The sequence below is a fragment of the Shewanella mangrovisoli genome, assembly GCF_019457635.1.
In the GTDB taxonomy this organism is placed as follows: domain Bacteria; phylum Pseudomonadota; class Gammaproteobacteria; order Enterobacterales; family Shewanellaceae; genus Shewanella; species Shewanella mangrovisoli.
In genome coordinates this window covers 1,765,258-1,780,887 of the sequence record NZ_CP080412.1, presented here as the reverse complement: position 1 = coordinate 1,780,887, position 15,630 = coordinate 1,765,258, and the positions used below count along the sequence as shown (strand labels likewise).

Sequence of the window (15,630 nt, the reverse complement as noted above, 5' to 3'; positions counted from 1 at the left end):
AAAAGGCTCATGTTGGAATATCAAGCAGCAAAAGATTTACTCCAAGGTAAAACCATCCTGGTGACAGGCGCTGGCGCAGGTATCGGTCGCGCGGCGGCCATTGAATTTGCCAAACACGGTGCCACCGTGATTTTACTCGGTAAAACCGTCAAAAAACTCGAAGCCGTATACGATGTAATCGAACAGGCGGGTTACCCAACGCCAGCGATCGTGCCGTTGGATTTAAAAGGCGCGACCGAACAAAACTACCGCGATATGGCCGAAACCATTGGCGAGCAGTTTGGTCATTTAGATGGTTTACTACACAATGCCAGTTTACTCGGCGCCTTAGGCCCGTTTGAACACATCGATATTCCATCACTCGAAGATGTACTTAAAGTCAACGTCACCTCACAGGTCATGCTGACCAAAGCCCTATTGCCAATTATGCGCCAAGCACCCAGTGCCTCGATTATCTTTACCTCAAGCAGTGTTGGCCGTCAGGGCCGCGCCTACTGGGGCCCCTATGCCTTCTCTAAATTTGCTACCGAAGGCATGATGCAAGTACTCGCCCACGAATGTGATGGCACTTCTGTACGTGTTAATAGCATTAATCCAGGCGCGACTCGCACCGAAATGCGTGCTAAAGCATACCCTGCCGAAAATCCATTAGATTTAAAAACAGCCGAAGAAATCATGCCAACGTATCTCTATTTAATGGGGCAAGATTCTAGCGACATTAACGGTCAGCAATTAAACGCTCAATAAGCAACGCAGACCTAACGCACTAAGTAAAAGTAAAGGGAGCCCTACGCGCCCTTTATTTTTTATCGGCCGCAGAAAGCAAAAAAGGCCGCAAGCGGCCTTTTTACTGAGAGACTTAACATCACTCGAATGATATTAACTGCGCTGACGTGTTGGCTTAGCCTTAGGCGTTGCTGTCACTTTATGCTTGCGTACGGCGCGGCGAATTTTAGCACTCTTCACCTGAGCCCGGGCCACACTGTGTTTATCGGCGGCCAGCATAGTGCGAGTTTCAGGTTCAAGACCCGCTAATTGGCGCAGGTAGTTAACTTGCTCAATTGGCAATTCAATCCAGCCACCACGTGGCAGAGATTTAGGCAATTCCACCATACCGTAACGCACACGGATCAGACGGCTGACTTGCACCTCTTGGGATTCCCATAAACGACGCACTTCGCGGTTACGGCCTTCACGTAAACATACGTGCCACCATTGGTTCATGCCCTCGCCGCCTGCGGCTTTAATGGCATCGAACTGCGCCATACCGTCTTCCAACATCACGCCGGTACGCAGACGTTGTACCGCAGCCTCAGGCACTTCACCAAAGGTACGTACCGCGTATTCGCGTTCAACTTCGTTAGACGGGTGCATCAAACGGTTTGCTAATTCACCATCAGAGGTAAACAGCAATAAGCCTGAAGTGTTGATATCCAGACGGCCTACCGCAACCCAACGGGAGTCACGCACTTTCGGCAAACGGTCAAACACGGTTGGACGACCTTCAGGGTCTTTACGGCTACAAATCTCACCTTCGGGTTTGTGATAGGCGAGCACTCGACAAATCACATCGTCGGCGGACTTAAGCGATACGGCTCTACCATCGATACGAACCTTCGCATCGGCTTCGATACGATCGCCAAGATTGGCAATCACGCCATCAATACTAACTCTGCCTGCAGCAATCCATGCCTCCATCTCACGACGGGAGCCATGGCCTGCACGGGCCAAGACTTTCTGCAATTTTTCACTCATTAGTATCTTGCTCTTCTGACTGTTCAGGCGTTACTTTCAAACCTGAAAATACCGCCTGCAATGACTCAGTATCCGTAAGCGCAGGTAAATCCGCTAGGGTATCTAAGCCAAAATAGGCTAAAAATTCTAAGGTCGTGGCGTAGAGTGCGGGTCGCCCCGGGACTTCTTTGTGGCCAACGACTTTAATCCAATGTCTATCTGACAAACTTTTTATGATATGGCTACTAATGGCCACACCACGCACCTGCTCAATATCGCCACGGGTCACGGGTTGACGATAGGCTATCACCGCCAAGGTCTCTAATGTTGCCCGCGAATACTTAGGTGCTTTTTCCTGCCACAGGGGTTGCAAAAAAGGACTCAGGACTTCCAAGGTCTGGAAGCGATAACCTCCAGCCACTTTCACAAGTTGAACACCCCGCTCCTGATAATCCTGCTGCAACTCTTCCAATGCGGCTTTGATTTTGTCTCTGGAAACACTGAAATCCGCCAACACGGTTTCTTTCAACATTTTCACCGACAAGGGTTTCCCCAATACAAACAGACTCGCTTCAATAAGCTGTTTTAATTGAATTGGATTTATCTGCATCAATTAATAGGCCTTTACGTAAATAGTTGAAAACGGCTCTGTTTGGTACAATTCCACTAATAATTCTTTGACCAATTCCATCAGCGCTAAAAAGGTCACCACCACACCTGCACGGCCTTCTTCGACGCTAAATAAACGCTCAAAGGGCGTAAACGTCTCGCTATTAAGCATGGCTAAAATTTGGCTCATGCGCTCGCGGGTCGATAACTGTTCACGCTTAACATGATGATCTTCGTTGGCATCGATACGTTTGAGCACTTCGCCAAAGGCGCGGGCGATTTCAAATAACGATACATCGGGCGGGATCACCAAAGGTTTGATATTCGGTGAAGGTGCCGCGGTTGCTTGAAACACATCGCGTTCAAGCCGAGGTAAATCATCAATTTTTTGCGAAGCTTCTTTGATCACCTCATAGGCCTTCAATTGACGGATCAACTGGGCCCGTGGATCTTCTTCCACTTCATCTTCCGCCACCATACGCGGCAGCAGCAGACGGGATTTAATCTCAGCCAGTGTTGCCGCCATGACCAGATAATCCGAGGCCAGTTCGATACGCGCCTGAGTGAGCATCGCGATATATTCTAGATATTGCGCGGTGATCTGCGAAATGGGTAAATCGACAACATCTAATTTTTGTTTACGGATCAAATACAAAAGTAAGTCGAGCGGCCCTTCGAAGGACTCCAAGAACACTTCTAACGCCTCAGGTGGAATAAACAAATCCTGCGGCATTTCGGTCATCGCCTGACCGCGAACAACGGCTAAGGGTAAACTTTGTTGCGTGCCCTGCATCCGCTATCCCCATGTAAAACAATCGTTTTTAAACGGTTGTAGATGACTGACTCGAACCCGTACTGAGCGCGGCATAAGCTCGCTATGCAAGCGCCCCCACGCCAAACGCGCGATTATACCCGCAATTGAGCGGCGATAATACTGTCAAATGATGGTTTTATCGCCTTAATCTCTTAGGATAAATCGCGGTTAGAGAAAGGGAGTCACGTCACCCGCGCCTTCGCGCAACACTTCGAAACCATCTTCCGACATATCGATGACTGTGGTCGGTTTCTCACCTAAGTAGCCACCGTGAATAATCACATCCACTTGATGCTCTAACAGATCGCGAATGTGCTCAGGATCCGATTCAGCAAAATCACTATTTGGCATCACCAAACTGGTCGACATCAGCGGCGCATCTAACGCCTCGAGCAGCGCCAAGGCAATCACATTGTCTGGCACGCGGATACCTATAGTTTTCTTCTTGTCATTTTGCAGACGACGGGGCACTTCCTTGCTCGCCTTAAAGATGAAAGTGTAAGGTCCAGGCGTGCAGCTTTTTAAGATGCGGTAGGCCTGATTATCTACCTTGGCGTAGGTCGAAAGCTCAGATAAGTCACGGCACATCAAGGAGAAATTATGATCGTGTTCGATTTGACGAATGCGGGTAATGCGCGTCATCGCATCTTTTTCGCCAATCATACAACCGAGGGCATAGCCCGAATCGGTTGGATATACAATCACCCCGCCGGACTTAAGCACAGCCACGGTTTGACTAATCAAACGCGCCTGTGGATTTACTTCGTGTACATAAAAAAACTGACTCATGGTCGTTCCACCCAAGATCCCGACTGCCAGACCCAATCAATACCTTGAGGCTGGTAGAGATTTTTACCTAGTTCAATCCAATTGCTTGGAAAGTGAAAATCACTCCCTATCGATGCAAGCAACTGATTTTGGACACTCAGTGCCACTAAATTGGCCCTATCGTCCACCGTTTGTTGGCCGAGCACCACTTCCATGGCATCCCCGCCTGCTTCTTTAAATTCTCGCACTAAACGCTTTAACCATTTGGCCGACAACTTATAACCGCTCGGATGGGCCAATACCGCAAGGCCGCCCGCATTGTGGATCACCTTAATCGCGCTGGCCATATCGCCCCAGTTATTGGGCACATAGCCAGTTTTACCGCGAGCTAAATAGCGTTTAAACACACTTGGCATATCCACCGCGTGGCCATTATCGGCAAGCCAGCGTGCATAGTGACCACGGCTTATGGCTGCGCCTGCCGCAATCGCTTTTGCGCCCTCATATGCGCCTTCAATCCCGGCTTTAGCCAAGCGATGGCCGATTTCTTCGGCGCGCTGCTCACGCAACTCACGCTGATGTGCTAAAAAGCCTAATAACTCGGCATGGGTCTCATCAAAGTTGAGCGCCACAATGTGAATATCGTAACTATTCCAACGGGTTGAAATCTCAACCCCAGAAATCAGTTTTAACGGTTCGGCCTGCGCTTGATTGAAGGCGCGGGCTTCACTTAAGCCTGCAACCGTATCGTGATCCGTAATCGCAAATAACTGCACGCCCTTTTCAAGGGCTCTGGCGACCAGCTCGGACGGCGTGAGATGACCGTCGGATGCGGTCGTGTGGCTGTGCAAGTCAGCCAATATGCTTTGAGTATTCATGCCGTTATTGTACGTGAATTTAAGATGAAATGTGCATTTATCTCACACTTTATCGAGCAGGAATGGCATTCGGTACAGTGATTTAGCGATGTTAATCCATCATTTTGAAAAATATTCAATTGACTTTCGCCTCAGGCTCATGTTTTCTATAGCTCAACTAACGAATTATTGAGACCCTTTTGAATGACTCAGATTAACGCTTCTTTCAACATCATTTGGTGGTGGCACTTCCCAACTTAGCGGGTAGTGTGAAGCTCTGTGCTCATTTGAAAGTAACAGAATCAACAAAAAAGCCCGCAGAAATGCGGGCTTTTTTGTTGGTGCGAAAAATGTCTGCAACGCGGTAAACGGATAAAAAGCGAGATAAGCATGACCCTAAAGACATTTAATCAGGTTACCCAAGTCGATGGCGAAAATTTTGCCTCGTCTCAACAGACATTCGCACGTTCACATACGCTCAAGGCGACGCTGGCATACCATAGCGACCCACTGCGTCTGTACCAGCACATCACCCAAGATGCGCCCCATACCATGTTGTTGGAATCGGCAGAAATCGACAGCAAGGAAAATCTTAAGAGCATGGTGATGACCCATGCGGCGCTGATGATCCGCTGCGATGGCTATCGTTTACGCTTTAGTGCACTGAGTGACAATGGCGCCAGTTTACTCGCCCCCATCGAGCAATTTTTTACTGCTCGTTCAAGCCAAACTCAATGCCAACACGATGGTCACAACTTAGTGGTCACGCTGCAAAAGGACACTGAGCTTAAGGATGAAGATGCGCGCTTAAAATCCACCTCGCCCCTCGATGGTTTGCGCTTGTTTGTAAAGCATATCGACTGTGGTCAGACGCCAGCCTTCGAAGACTTATTTTTAGGTGGCGTGCTCTCCTACGATTTGATTGATACCGTCGAGCCACTGCCTGAAGCACCAAATGGTGCAAACGATTGTCCTGATTATTTATTTTATCTCGCCGAAACCTTAATTCTTATCGATCACAAGCAAAAGCATGCCGAGATCATCACCCACAACTTCAGTGAAGGTTCAGCAAAACAGGTTGAAGTGACCCAAGCCTTAGCCGAGCGAGCAGAGAACATCCGCGCCCAATGTGAAGCCTTAGTTAAGAGTGCAACGCCTGCGCCTGCCCTCGTTGGCATAACGGCCACAGAGCAAGTGAATGTTAGTGATGATGACTTCAAGCAAACCGTTATTGATTTAAAAGAACACATTATTGCCGGCGACATCTTCCAAGTCGTGCCTTCACGCAGCTTTAGCCTGCCCTGCCCCAATACCTTAGGCGCTTACCGCGCGCTGCGATTAACCAACCCCAGCCCCTATATGTTTTATTTCAGGAGCCATGACTTCACCCTGTTTGGTGCCTCGCCCGAGAGCGCGCTGAAATATGAAGCCAGCAATAATCAAGTCGAAGTCTACCCAATTGCAGGCACCCGTAAGCGCGGCAAAACCGCCAGCGGCGAGATTGATTTCGACCTCGATAGCCGTATCGAACTCGAATTGCGTTTGGATAAAAAAGAGCTCTCCGAACACTTAATGTTGGTCGATTTAGCCCGTAACGATATCGCCCGTATCAGCCAAAGCGGCAGCCGCAAAGTGGCCGAGTTACTTAAAGTCGACCGTTATTCCCACGTGATGCACTTAGTCAGCCGCGTCACAGGTCAACTACGCCAAGACTTAGATGCACTGCACGCCTATCAGGCCTGTATGAATATGGGCACGCTAGTTGGCGCCCCGAAAGTGCGCGCCTCGCAACTCGTACGTCAAGCGGAAAAGACCCGCAGAGGCAGCTACGGTGGCGCCGTGGGTTATCTCAACGCCCTTGGGGATATGGACACCTGTATCGTTATCCGCTCCGCCTTTGTGAAAAACGGCGTGGCCCATATCCAAGCGGGTGCTGGCGTAGTGTTTGATTCCGACCCGCAGAGTGAAGCCGATGAAACCCGCCAAAAGGCGCAAGCGGTGATTTCGGCCATCAAGATGGGCGCAGGCTTAGATGAGAGCCAGCAAGCAACTGCGACCACTACGACTGAACAACAAAGATAAGGAGCCCAAGATGAAACTCTATTTACTCGATAACTTCGACTCCTTTACCTACAACTTAGTCGACCAGTTTAGAAGCCTTGGCTGTGAAGTAGTGATCTACCGTAACGATGTTGCCGCCGACTATATTGCCGACAAGCTGTTAGCAGAAACCGAACCGAGTGCCTTAGTCCTATCGCCAGGTCCAGGTGCGCCCCATGAAGCGGGTTCCATGATGGCGCTGATCGACAAAGTCGCGGGCAAAGTGCCTATGCTGGGGATCTGCTTAGGCCATCAAGCCATGGTGGAATATTACGGCGGTAAAGTAGAGCGCGCGCCTTTTGTCGTGCACGGTAAAGCCAGCCCCACCTTCCATAATGGTACGGGCGTGTTTGCTAACTTACCTTCACCCTTACCTGTCGCCCGTTATCACAGCTTAGTGGCGACAAAAGTACCCGATTGTCTTGAAGTGATTGCCACCACAGAAGAGATGCCAATGGCGATTTTGCATGCAGAGCACAGGGCGGTCGGTTTTCAGTTTCACCCAGAATCCATCTTAACGACCTTGGGCAGCACATTGTTAACCCAAACCCTACGCTTTTTGACTCAAGACATCGCCCACAATACCGCAGGAGCCCAATAATGAGCGCAACATCGATTCAGCCCCTGCTCGATATCTTGTTTCAGGGTAAGGCATTAACCCGCGAGCAAACCGCCAGCCTCTTTAGCGCCCTTATCCAAGGTGAAATGAATGAGGCCGTGATGGCGGCAATGTTAATGGCCCTTAAAATTCGCGGTGAAACCATTGCTGAAATCAGTGGCGCCGCCGATGCGATGCGCGCCGCCGCCAAGCCATTCCCCTATCCAGCCTCAAGCCGTAGCCAAGGGATTATCGATATCGTCGGCACCGGTGGCGATGGTTTTAATACCATCAATATCTCCACCACAGCAGCCTTTGTCGCGGCAGCCGCTGGCGCCAAGGTCGCAAAACACGGTAATCGCTCGGTCTCGAGCAAATCGGGCTCTTCGGATTTACTCGCCCAATTTGGCATCGATTTAACCATGTCACCCGAACTGGCGAGCAGTTGCCTGGAATCACTCAATCTGTGTTTCCTGTTTGCGCCCCACTACCATGGCGGTGTCAAACATGCGGTGCCCGTGCGCCAAGCGCTGAAAACTCGCACCTTATTCAATGTGTTAGGGCCATTGATTAACCCAGCACGCCCAGAATTTATGTTACTTGGGGTCTATAGCCCAGAGCTAGTGACGCCCATCGCCCGCGTACTGCAAGCCCTTGGCACGCAAAGAGCCATGGTGGTACACGGCAGTGGTTTAGATGAAGTGGCGCTCCATGGCAGCACACAGGTCGCCGAGCTTAAAGACGGTGAGATTATTGAATATCAACTAACGCCGGCGGATTTTGGTGTGCCACAAGCCCAAATTAGCGAACTTGAAGGCGGAGAGCCCGCACAAAACGCCCAAATCACTCAATCTATTTTGCAAGGACAAGGCAGCGACGCCCACACCCATGCGGTTGCCATCAATGCGGGTTGTGCCTTATATCTGTGTGGCCTGTCGGCCTCAGTCAAAGCCGGCACCGCCCTTGCGCTCAATACCATAAAAAGCGGCAAAGCCTTTGAATTACTGAATCAACTCGCTAAAGTCAGCAGCGAAGCACAGGAATAATGACCATGGCACAGGTTCAACAACCCGACGCCCATCGCTCGGAAGATAATCAAGCATCGCAGGATGTAAGGGGTAGCATGCAAACCAGCACCGCAAAAGCGAACGTTTTAACCCGTATCGTCGATACCAAGGCCGCCCATATCGCCGCCCTAAAGTTGCGCTTTCCTGAGGACAGCTTAACCCCCAAGATTTCGGACCGTAGTTTATTTGCCGCCTTAAAAGCCCCGAAGGCGGGTTATATTTTAGAGTGTAAAAAAGCCAGTCCATCCAAAGGCTTAATCCGTAAAGACTTTGATGTCGAAGCCATCGCATCGATTTATACCCAATATGCCGCCGGGATTTCGGTATTAACCGATGAGCAATTTTTCCAAGGAGACATGGACTATATCCCGAAAGTGCGGGCAAAAGTGAGCCAACCTATTCTGTGTAAAGACTTTTTTGTAGACGAATATCAAGTCAAGTTGGCCGCTCATCAGGGCGCCGATGCGATTCTGCTGATGCTTTCAGTGCTCGAGGATGAGCGATATCAGCAACTGGCCAGTGAGGCAGCCAAGTATCAACTCGATGTGCTGACCGAAGTCAGCAATGAGGAAGAACTGAAACGCGCCATCGCCTTAAACGCACCTATTATTGGTATTAATAACCGCAACTTACGGGATTTAAGTACCGATTTAGCCACCACCGAAGCCCTTGCGCCACACATCGGCAGCGATCGCGTGGTGATCAGCGAATCGGGCATTTACACTAACGAGCAAGTGCGCCGCTTAAGTCCGTTAGTCGATGGATTCTTAGTCGGTAGCTCGATTATGGCCGAAGAAGACATTGATTTAGCCTGCCGTAAATTGATCTTCGGTCACAATAAAGTCTGCGGCCTGACTCGCCTTGAAGATATTCAAGCGGCGGCCACTGCCGGCGCCGTGTATGCGGGGCTGATATTTGCTGAAAAATCGCCACGCGCGCTCACCCAAGATGCCGCCAAACAGTTAGTACAGCAATACCGCGCCGCCAACTTGCCCGCCATTGAGTTTGTCGGCGTATGTGTGAACAGCACGCCTGAATTCATGGCGAATATCGCCCAAGAATGTGGCTTAGCCGCGCTGCAACTGCATGGCAGTGAGACTGAGTTGGAAATTGCCGAGTTAAGCCAATTGCTGCAACAGGCCGGACTGAACACTCAAATTTGGAAGGCGGTCAGTGTCGATGCTCAAAGTGGTGAGCTTGCTGCGATGCCAAGAGGGGTGCAGCGTTATCTTTTTGATAGCAAGAATGACGCAGGTTTTGGTGGCACGGGGCAAGCCTTTGATTGGCAACTCCCCATTGCCCATAAAGCCGAGGCCATGCTCGCTGGCGGCCTCAATGCTGACAATGCCGCCCGAGCCAACGCCCAAGGATTTTACGGCTTAGATTTTAACTCTGGCCTCGAAACGGCTCCCGGCGTTAAGTCGGCAGAGAAAATTCAAGCGGCATTTAGTCAATTACGACTCTAGACCAGCTTTTATAAAAACCTGTGCAAAGCACAGGCTAGCCAGAATTGAAACTCGATGGCGTTAACCTAAAACGCCATCGAAACAAATGAATAGGATAAGGAACAAGGTATGTCACAGTTAAAGCTTAACCCTTATTTCGGCGAATACGGCGGTATGTATGTGCCGCAGATTTTAGTCCCCGCCCTCAAGCAACTCGAAAACGCCTTTGTCGAAGCGCAGGCCGATGAATCCTTTCAAGCCGAGTTTACCGACCTGCTTAAAAACTACGCGGGTCGCCCAACGGCACTGACCTTAACCCGCAATTTAAGCCCTAACCCTATGGTGAAAATCTACCTCAAGCGGGAAGATTTACTCCACGGCGGCGCCCATAAAACCAACCAAGTATTGGGTCAAGCATTATTGGCTAAACGTATGGGTAAAAAGGAGATTATTGCCGAAACCGGCGCTGGCCAACACGGCGTTGCCACCGCCCTTGCCTGTGCGCTACTGGGATTAAAGTGCAAAGTGTATATGGGCGCGAAAGACGTTGCCCGTCAATCACCTAACGTATTTAGAATGCGTTTGATGGGCGCAGAAGTCATTCCTGTCACCTCAGGTTCTGCCACCTTAAAAGATGCCTGTAACGAGGCCATGCGCGACTGGTCCGGCAGCTACGAAAAAGCCCACTATCTATTAGGCACAGCCGCAGGGCCACACCCTTTCCCGACCATAGTGCGTGAGTTCCAACGTATGATCGGTGAAGAAACCAAGAAGCAAATGCTGGAGCGCGAAGGTCGTCTGCCCGATGCGGTGATCGCCTGTGTCGGCGGTGGTTCGAATGCCATTGGTATGTTTTCCGACTTTATTGAGGAAACCAGCGTCGAGCTAATTGGGGTCGAACCCGCAGGTAAAGGCATCGATACCCATATGCACGGTGCGCCGCTCAAACATGGCAAAACCGGGATTTTCTTTGGTATGAAGGCGCCTTTGATGCAGGACAGTGAAGGCCAAATCGAAGAGTCTTATTCGATTTCGGCAGGCCTTGACTTCCCCTCCGTTGGCCCACAACACGCCCATTTGAACGCGATTGGCCGTGCGCGCTACGAATCGGCCACCGATGATGAAGCCTTAGAAGCCTTCCAATTATTGGCTCGCAGCGAAGGGATTATCCCCGCGCTTGAATCGGCCCACGCCCTCGCTTACGCCCTGCGCCTAGCGAAAGAGTGCACCAAAGAAACCATTTTGGTCGTTAACCTCTCGGGCCGAGGCGATAAGGATATTTTCACTGTGTCAGACATTTTAAACGGTAAAGAGGAATAACAACGATGAGCAACACTGCAACCCAAACTATCCCTCATCAAGGCGGCCGTTATCACGCAGCGTTTAGCCGTTTAAAAGCCGAAGGCCGCGGCGCCTTTGTGCCCTTTGTCACCTTAGGCGATCCAAACCCTGAGCTGTCACTGAAAATTATCGACACCTTAGTGCAAAATGGTGCCGATGCTCTGGAATTAGGCTTTCCCTTCTCCGATCCGCTGGCCGATGGCCCGGTGATCCAAGGCGCGAACCTCAGAGCCCTCGCCGCGGGTACAACACCCACACAGTGCTTCAACTTATTAGCGCAAATTCGCGCTAAATACCCTGAGCTGCCGATTGGGTTATTGCTGTATGCGAACCTGGTATTCGCTAATGGCATCGATGCTTTTTATGCCAAAGCACAGCAAGCGGGCGTGGATTCCGTGCTTATCGCCGATGTGCCAGTAGAAGAGGCGGCGCCTTTTATTCAAGCCGCTAAGGCCCATGGTATCGCGCCAATTTTTATCGCGCCGCCCAATGCCGATAGCGAAACCCTTGAAAAAGTGAGCCAAAGTGGCGAAGGCTATACCTATCTATTGTCCCGCGCCGGTGTGACAGGCACAGACACTAAGGCAGGAACACCCGTTGAAGATATTTTAGCTAAGCTGCAAGCATTTAATGCGCCGCCACCGCTATTAGGCTTTGGGATTGCCGAGCCCGCTCAAGTGAGCGCCGCCATCAAAGCGGGCGCAGCGGGTGCGATTTCGGGCTCGGCCGTGGTGAAAATTATCGAAGCTCATCAACAGGATGAAGTGAAATTGCTGGCAGCATTAGGCGAATTTACCCGCGCCATGAAAGCGGCAACCTAATTAAACCACTGACCATCTGAGCACAGGCGTGTTTACACCTGTGCTCAGTTGTTTCTAAGCGCTAAAAATCCGTCCAGCTCAGTTCGACAATCAGGTTTACCTCAGTGCCTCATTTGACTTAACACCTGCAAAATACGCTTTCAATGACTCAAGGCTTTGTTTGCGATCGCTGAGCTGTTGTCTCTCGCTATATTGGATCAACTGCTCGAGGTATTGCTGAGGTGGAGTCACCCTCAAGCCAAAGCGCTCCGATAATAATCGATATTGGTCAATCACTTGCTGCTTGCTAAACGTCTCGGCATAGATATCGATGGCAAAGTCTTTAAACAGATGGCGAATACCATCGTATAAACCTATGTGACTCACACTCTGATGTGTCTCGTCGGGATAGTATTTGGCCGCAAAACTCAGCCCTTGAGGGGGACTTTTAGTCAGCTTATCCGCAAAGGCCAAATTTAAATCTCTATGATAGGAAGACACGCTAAATCCCGGTGACAAGGGATTATTTGCAATCGCCATAAAGAGTTGTTTCTGCTTGAAATCACCCTTTTCAACTCGGTTTTCGAGCTGAGTGAGGTAATGTGGGCTGTCAAACCACAGACTAGTATCAATGGCGATATAGGCCGAAAAAAGTTGCCTGTCGGTACGTAGCGCTTCCATCGCTAGTAAGCCCCCAAAGGAGTGGCCCACCAACACATTAATGCCATTGGTTCGCAGCTGACTATGTATGCTCGGCGCTAATTCCTGCTCAATAAAATCTAAAAATCGCCCCGCGCCCCCCGTTTGCTGGTATTTGGGATTGCCTTTTTTTCCACTCGGCAACACCAGCGTATGGGTCGGTGTGTAATCCCGCATCCTTTCAGTGTTGTTAATACCAACAATAATCATCTTAGGGATCTGTGGAATAGCACCTTGACTTAAAAACTGTAACAAGCTTGCCATATGGTCAAATTGTTCATCTGCATCCAGCAGATAAACAACGGGATACGCTTCAGTCGATTGTGCATATCCCTCAGGAAGTGCAATCAGATACTGCCGTGTTTCCTTAAGCAGTTTGGACTGCAATTGCTGGCTTTGATATTCCACCGCCGCAGTGGGCTGCGATATCACGCTCCCCATCAATAAACCGACTACAACTAAAAAGTATCGCATTGGGTACTGTTTCCTATTGGGAAGATATTGAATATTCGATGAAAATGCATTTAAGACGCTAATAATGCGCAGTCTGTATTGAGGGACAAGGCGACAATCTTTCCCCTCCTCCATCCTGCTAAGTGACATGAATCACATCATCTTCGATTACATTGTAAATGACAATTATTATCATTCAAAGGAATGAGTGATTGTGCTATTTTGGCGACCAGTTGAAATAGTCGATTTACAAAAATTTACCTTTTTTGCTTTGTTAATTAATTAGATAATGGATATCGGGGGATTGAAATTGAGTAACCATAAAACGCTAAATCGTTTTCCTTTCGCACTGTTAGCACTCGCCTGTTCACTGCAACCACTCCTGTCGGCACAGGCCGATGACACAGAACTCGAACATATAGTGGTCACCGCCAGCGCTAAGGACCAACAGTTAAGTTCGGCGCCCGCCTCTATCTCTGTTATCGATGCCGAAGAGATTAAGTTGCTGCCCGTAAAAGATCTCGGTGATGTGCTACGTGGCAGTGTCGGGGTCAACGTGGTCAGCGGTAACGCAGGACGTAACAGCCTCTATGTCCGTGGTATGGATGAAACCTATGTACTAATGCTCGTTAACGGCAAACGCGTGTCCTCCTCAAACGGCTTATGGCGCGGCGGTAACTTCGACATTACCGCAATTCCGATTGATGCAATCTCGCGGGTCGAAATTGTCCGTGGTCCTATGTCGGCACTCTACGGCTCGGACGCCGTTGGCGGGGTGATTAACGTGATCACTAAGGCGCCGACCGAGGATTGGCAGCTCACCCTCGATGCCGAATACAGTCAAATGCAAGAAGGTGAAGGCGGCGATAGACAACGCTACAACGTGTTTACCTCGGGGAAATTGACCGATAGCTTAGGGCTGATGCTCACCGCCGAATCCGCAGAGCAGGATCTTTGGCAATTACCCGAAATCACACCGACCTTCGATACCATAGAAGAGCGTAAAACCAAGAAACTCTACAGCGCACTTACTTGGCAGTTGGCTGACAATCAAACATTAGACTTTGATTATCAATATGATAAAGACAAAGTCCCCCTCACGACCTATGCTGAAAAATCAAAGCGCGAACAGCAAATCGAGCGCAACACCTTTGGCCTTACCCACAAGGCAGACTGGCAATGGGGCCAAACCCAGTTAGAGGCCAATCTCGAAGATTCTAAGCTCTACGACTACAACAGCCGTTACAGCCTACAGCCGCCTTTAGGACGCCATATTGATGAAAAAAATACCAGCTTCAAAGCCACCAGCTTTTTCAGCCTATGGCAGCAGGACTTTACCTTAGGCGGCGAATACCATAAGACTGAGGTTGAAGATCCCGTTCAGTACCCCACAACCAAAGGCGATAGCGTCGACCAATACTCACTCTTCGCCCAAGATGAAATCGACTTCTTAGATGACTGGACGCTGACCTTAGGTGCCCGCTACGAAGATAATGAAAAGTATGGCAATAACCTCAGTCCGCGCGCCTATATTGTCTATCGTGCCACCGATAAACTGACCTTTAAAGGCGGTGTCGGCACGGCCTTTAGGGCTCCGGCGTTATTTGAGTCATCGCCCACTTTTGCATCAGTCAGTTGCGGTGGTGCCTGCTCCGTGGTTGGTAATCCCGATCTCGACCCAGAAACCAGCGTAAACTATGAGTTCTCAGTGCTAATGAGTGACAACACCTGGGATATTTCAGCAACGGCCTACCACAATAAAGTCAAAGACTTAATCACAGTATCGACCTGGGATAGAGTGAGCCCGAGCCGGACTTATTACAATGAGTCCGAAGTGACTTTACAGGGGATAGAACTGACGGGCCGAATCGATTTGACCGAAGATCTCAGTCTTAAAGGCAACTACAGCTATCTCGATACGGAAAAAAGCGATGGTTCAGAGTTAAATGGACGTCCCGACCAAACCGCCAATCTTCAGCTCGATTGGCATATGACTGATGACTGGCAACTCTATGTCAGCGGTAACTATTTTGGTGACTACTTAGATAGCAGCGCGATAAAACGCAGTGGCTATAGCCGCTTCGATTTTGGCACCAGCTATCGATTAACGGAAAACATCAAGCTACGCGCGGGTATGACCAACTTTACCAATGAGCAACCCGCTGAAGATTCCGACGGCACCACAGAAACCATTCTGCCGGGACGCGCCGTGTTCGCTGGGGTGACGTTAACGCTGTAATCGCCTTCAATGAGTGTTTCGCCACTGAAGGGCCAAATCATCGGATTTGGCCCTTTTCTTTCTCGCCTCCCACACTGCGACAACCAATGATGCCAAAGTAAGAACT

Annotated in this window: 14 protein-coding genes and 1 other annotated feature; of the genes, 8 read left to right on the top strand and 6 right to left on the bottom strand. The window is 49.9% G+C overall.

From position 1 onward, the window contains the following. The first annotated feature begins 9 nt into the window (after positions 1 to 9). Positions 10 to 747: a YciK family oxidoreductase gene (locus tag K0H60_RS07950; RefSeq protein WP_220057800.1), complete on the top strand. Its 738-nt coding sequence runs from the start codon at positions 10 to 12 to the stop codon at positions 745 to 747. A 132-nt stretch (positions 748 to 879) separates the two neighbouring features. On the opposite strand, the gene rluB is transcribed toward K0H60_RS07950, so the two are convergent. The 5 genes from rluB to rnm form a co-directional block, all read right to left on the bottom strand. Then, a complete protein-coding gene (rluB, locus tag K0H60_RS07945; RefSeq protein ID WP_220057799.1) occupies positions 880 to 1,755 on the bottom strand; it encodes a 23S rRNA pseudouridine(2605) synthase RluB in 876 nt (291 codons plus the stop codon). After that, positions 1,748 to 2,344, bottom strand: coding sequence for an SMC-Scp complex subunit ScpB (gene scpB, locus K0H60_RS07940; RefSeq protein WP_011622248.1), 597 nt, complete (start codon positions 2,342 to 2,344; stop codon positions 1,748 to 1,750). The genes rluB and scpB overlap by 8 nt, the downstream gene beginning before the upstream one ends. A 3-nt stretch (positions 2,345 to 2,347) precedes the next feature. Continuing rightward, a complete protein-coding gene (locus tag K0H60_RS07935; RefSeq protein ID WP_011622247.1) occupies positions 2,348 to 3,136 on the bottom strand; it encodes a segregation and condensation protein A in 789 nt (262 codons plus the stop codon). 189 nt (positions 3,137 to 3,325) lie between these two features. Then, complete coding sequence (locus tag K0H60_RS07930) at positions 3,326 to 3,946, bottom strand: L-threonylcarbamoyladenylate synthase (RefSeq protein WP_220057798.1); 621 nt, start codon at positions 3,944 to 3,946, stop codon at positions 3,326 to 3,328. Next, a complete protein-coding gene (gene rnm / locus K0H60_RS07925; protein WP_023265562.1) occupies positions 3,943 to 4,803 on the bottom strand; it encodes an RNase RNM in 861 nt (286 codons plus the stop codon). The genes K0H60_RS07930 and rnm overlap by 4 nt, the downstream gene beginning before the upstream one ends. A 210-nt stretch (positions 4,804 to 5,013) precedes the next feature. Then, positions 5,014 to 5,121: a sequence feature (Trp leader region), on the top strand. A gap of 51 nt (positions 5,122 to 5,172) precedes the next feature. Between rnm and K0H60_RS07920 the strand changes: the two genes are divergently transcribed. From K0H60_RS07920 to trpA, 6 genes are all read left to right on the top strand, one after another. Further along, positions 5,173 to 6,864, top strand: a complete 1,692-nt coding sequence (locus K0H60_RS07920) for an anthranilate synthase component 1 (RefSeq protein WP_220057797.1) — start codon at positions 5,173 to 5,175, stop codon at positions 6,862 to 6,864. A 10-nt stretch (positions 6,865 to 6,874) separates the two neighbouring features. Beyond that, positions 6,875 to 7,483 carry an aminodeoxychorismate/anthranilate synthase component II gene (locus K0H60_RS07915; protein WP_220057796.1) on the top strand — a complete coding sequence of 203 codons (609 nt, stop codon included), beginning with the start codon at positions 6,875 to 6,877 and terminating at the stop codon, positions 7,481 to 7,483. After that, complete coding sequence (trpD, locus tag K0H60_RS07910) at positions 7,483 to 8,526, top strand: anthranilate phosphoribosyltransferase (protein WP_220057795.1); 1,044 nt, start codon at positions 7,483 to 7,485, stop codon at positions 8,524 to 8,526. The genes K0H60_RS07915 and trpD overlap by 1 nt, the downstream gene beginning before the upstream one ends. Before the next feature lie 77 nt (positions 8,527 to 8,603). Next, positions 8,604 to 10,013 (top strand): bifunctional indole-3-glycerol-phosphate synthase TrpC/phosphoribosylanthranilate isomerase TrpF, encoded by a 1,410-nt coding sequence (gene trpCF, locus K0H60_RS07905; RefSeq protein ID WP_258405821.1) that lies wholly within the window; start codon positions 8,604 to 8,606, stop codon positions 10,011 to 10,013. Between the two features lie 108 nt (positions 10,014 to 10,121). Continuing rightward, positions 10,122 to 11,312, top strand: a complete 1,191-nt coding sequence (trpB, locus tag K0H60_RS07900) for a tryptophan synthase subunit beta (protein WP_220057793.1) — start codon at positions 10,122 to 10,124, stop codon at positions 11,310 to 11,312. Between the two features lie 5 nt (positions 11,313 to 11,317). Next, entirely contained in the window at positions 11,318 to 12,154 is an 837-nt protein-coding gene (gene trpA / locus K0H60_RS07895; protein ID WP_220057792.1) for a tryptophan synthase subunit alpha, read from the top strand. A gap of 96 nt (positions 12,155 to 12,250) precedes the next feature. On the opposite strand, the gene K0H60_RS07890 is transcribed toward trpA, so the two are convergent. Beyond that, positions 12,251 to 13,306, bottom strand: coding sequence for an alpha/beta hydrolase (locus K0H60_RS07890; protein ID WP_220057791.1), 1,056 nt, complete (start codon positions 13,304 to 13,306; stop codon positions 12,251 to 12,253). A gap of 289 nt (positions 13,307 to 13,595) precedes the next feature. On the opposite strand from K0H60_RS07890, the gene K0H60_RS07885 reads away from it, so the two are divergent. Then, positions 13,596 to 15,524: a TonB-dependent receptor domain-containing protein gene (locus K0H60_RS07885; RefSeq protein ID WP_220057790.1), complete on the top strand. Its 1,929-nt coding sequence runs from the start codon at positions 13,596 to 13,598 to the stop codon at positions 15,522 to 15,524. Positions 15,525 to 15,630: the final 106 nt, after the last annotated feature.

What these genes read in the sequence shown, in the direction of transcription:
- K0H60_RS07950 (WP_220057800.1), top strand. Translation starts at nt 10, where the DNA reads ATGTTGGAATATCAAGCAGCAAAAGATTTACTCCAAGGTAAAACCATC.
- rluB (WP_220057799.1), bottom strand. Translation starts at nt 1,755, where the DNA reads ATGAGTGAAAAATTGCAGAAAGTCTTGGCCCGTGCAGGCCATGGCTCC.
- scpB (WP_011622248.1), bottom strand. Translation starts at nt 2,344, where the DNA reads ATGCAGATAAATCCAATTCAATTAAAACAGCTTATTGAAGCGAGTCTG.
- K0H60_RS07935 (WP_011622247.1), bottom strand. Translation starts at nt 3,136, where the DNA reads ATGCAGGGCACGCAACAAAGTTTACCCTTAGCCGTTGTTCGCGGTCAG.
- K0H60_RS07930 (WP_220057798.1), bottom strand. Translation starts at nt 3,946, where the DNA reads ATGAGTCAGTTTTTTTATGTACACGAAGTAAATCCACAGGCGCGTTTG.
- rnm (WP_023265562.1), bottom strand. Translation starts at nt 4,803, where the DNA reads ATGAATACTCAAAGCATATTGGCTGACTTGCACAGCCACACGACCGCA.
- K0H60_RS07920 (WP_220057797.1), top strand. Translation starts at nt 5,173, where the DNA reads ATGACCCTAAAGACATTTAATCAGGTTACCCAAGTCGATGGCGAAAAT.
- K0H60_RS07915 (WP_220057796.1), top strand. Translation starts at nt 6,875, where the DNA reads ATGAAACTCTATTTACTCGATAACTTCGACTCCTTTACCTACAACTTA.
- trpD (WP_220057795.1), top strand. Translation starts at nt 7,483, where the DNA reads ATGAGCGCAACATCGATTCAGCCCCTGCTCGATATCTTGTTTCAGGGT.
- trpCF (WP_258405821.1), top strand. Translation starts at nt 8,604, where the DNA reads ATGCAAACCAGCACCGCAAAAGCGAACGTTTTAACCCGTATCGTCGAT.
- trpB (WP_220057793.1), top strand. Translation starts at nt 10,122, where the DNA reads ATGTCACAGTTAAAGCTTAACCCTTATTTCGGCGAATACGGCGGTATG.
- trpA (WP_220057792.1), top strand. Translation starts at nt 11,318, where the DNA reads ATGAGCAACACTGCAACCCAAACTATCCCTCATCAAGGCGGCCGTTAT.
- K0H60_RS07890 (WP_220057791.1), bottom strand. Translation starts at nt 13,306, where the DNA reads ATGCGATACTTTTTAGTTGTAGTCGGTTTATTGATGGGGAGCGTGATA.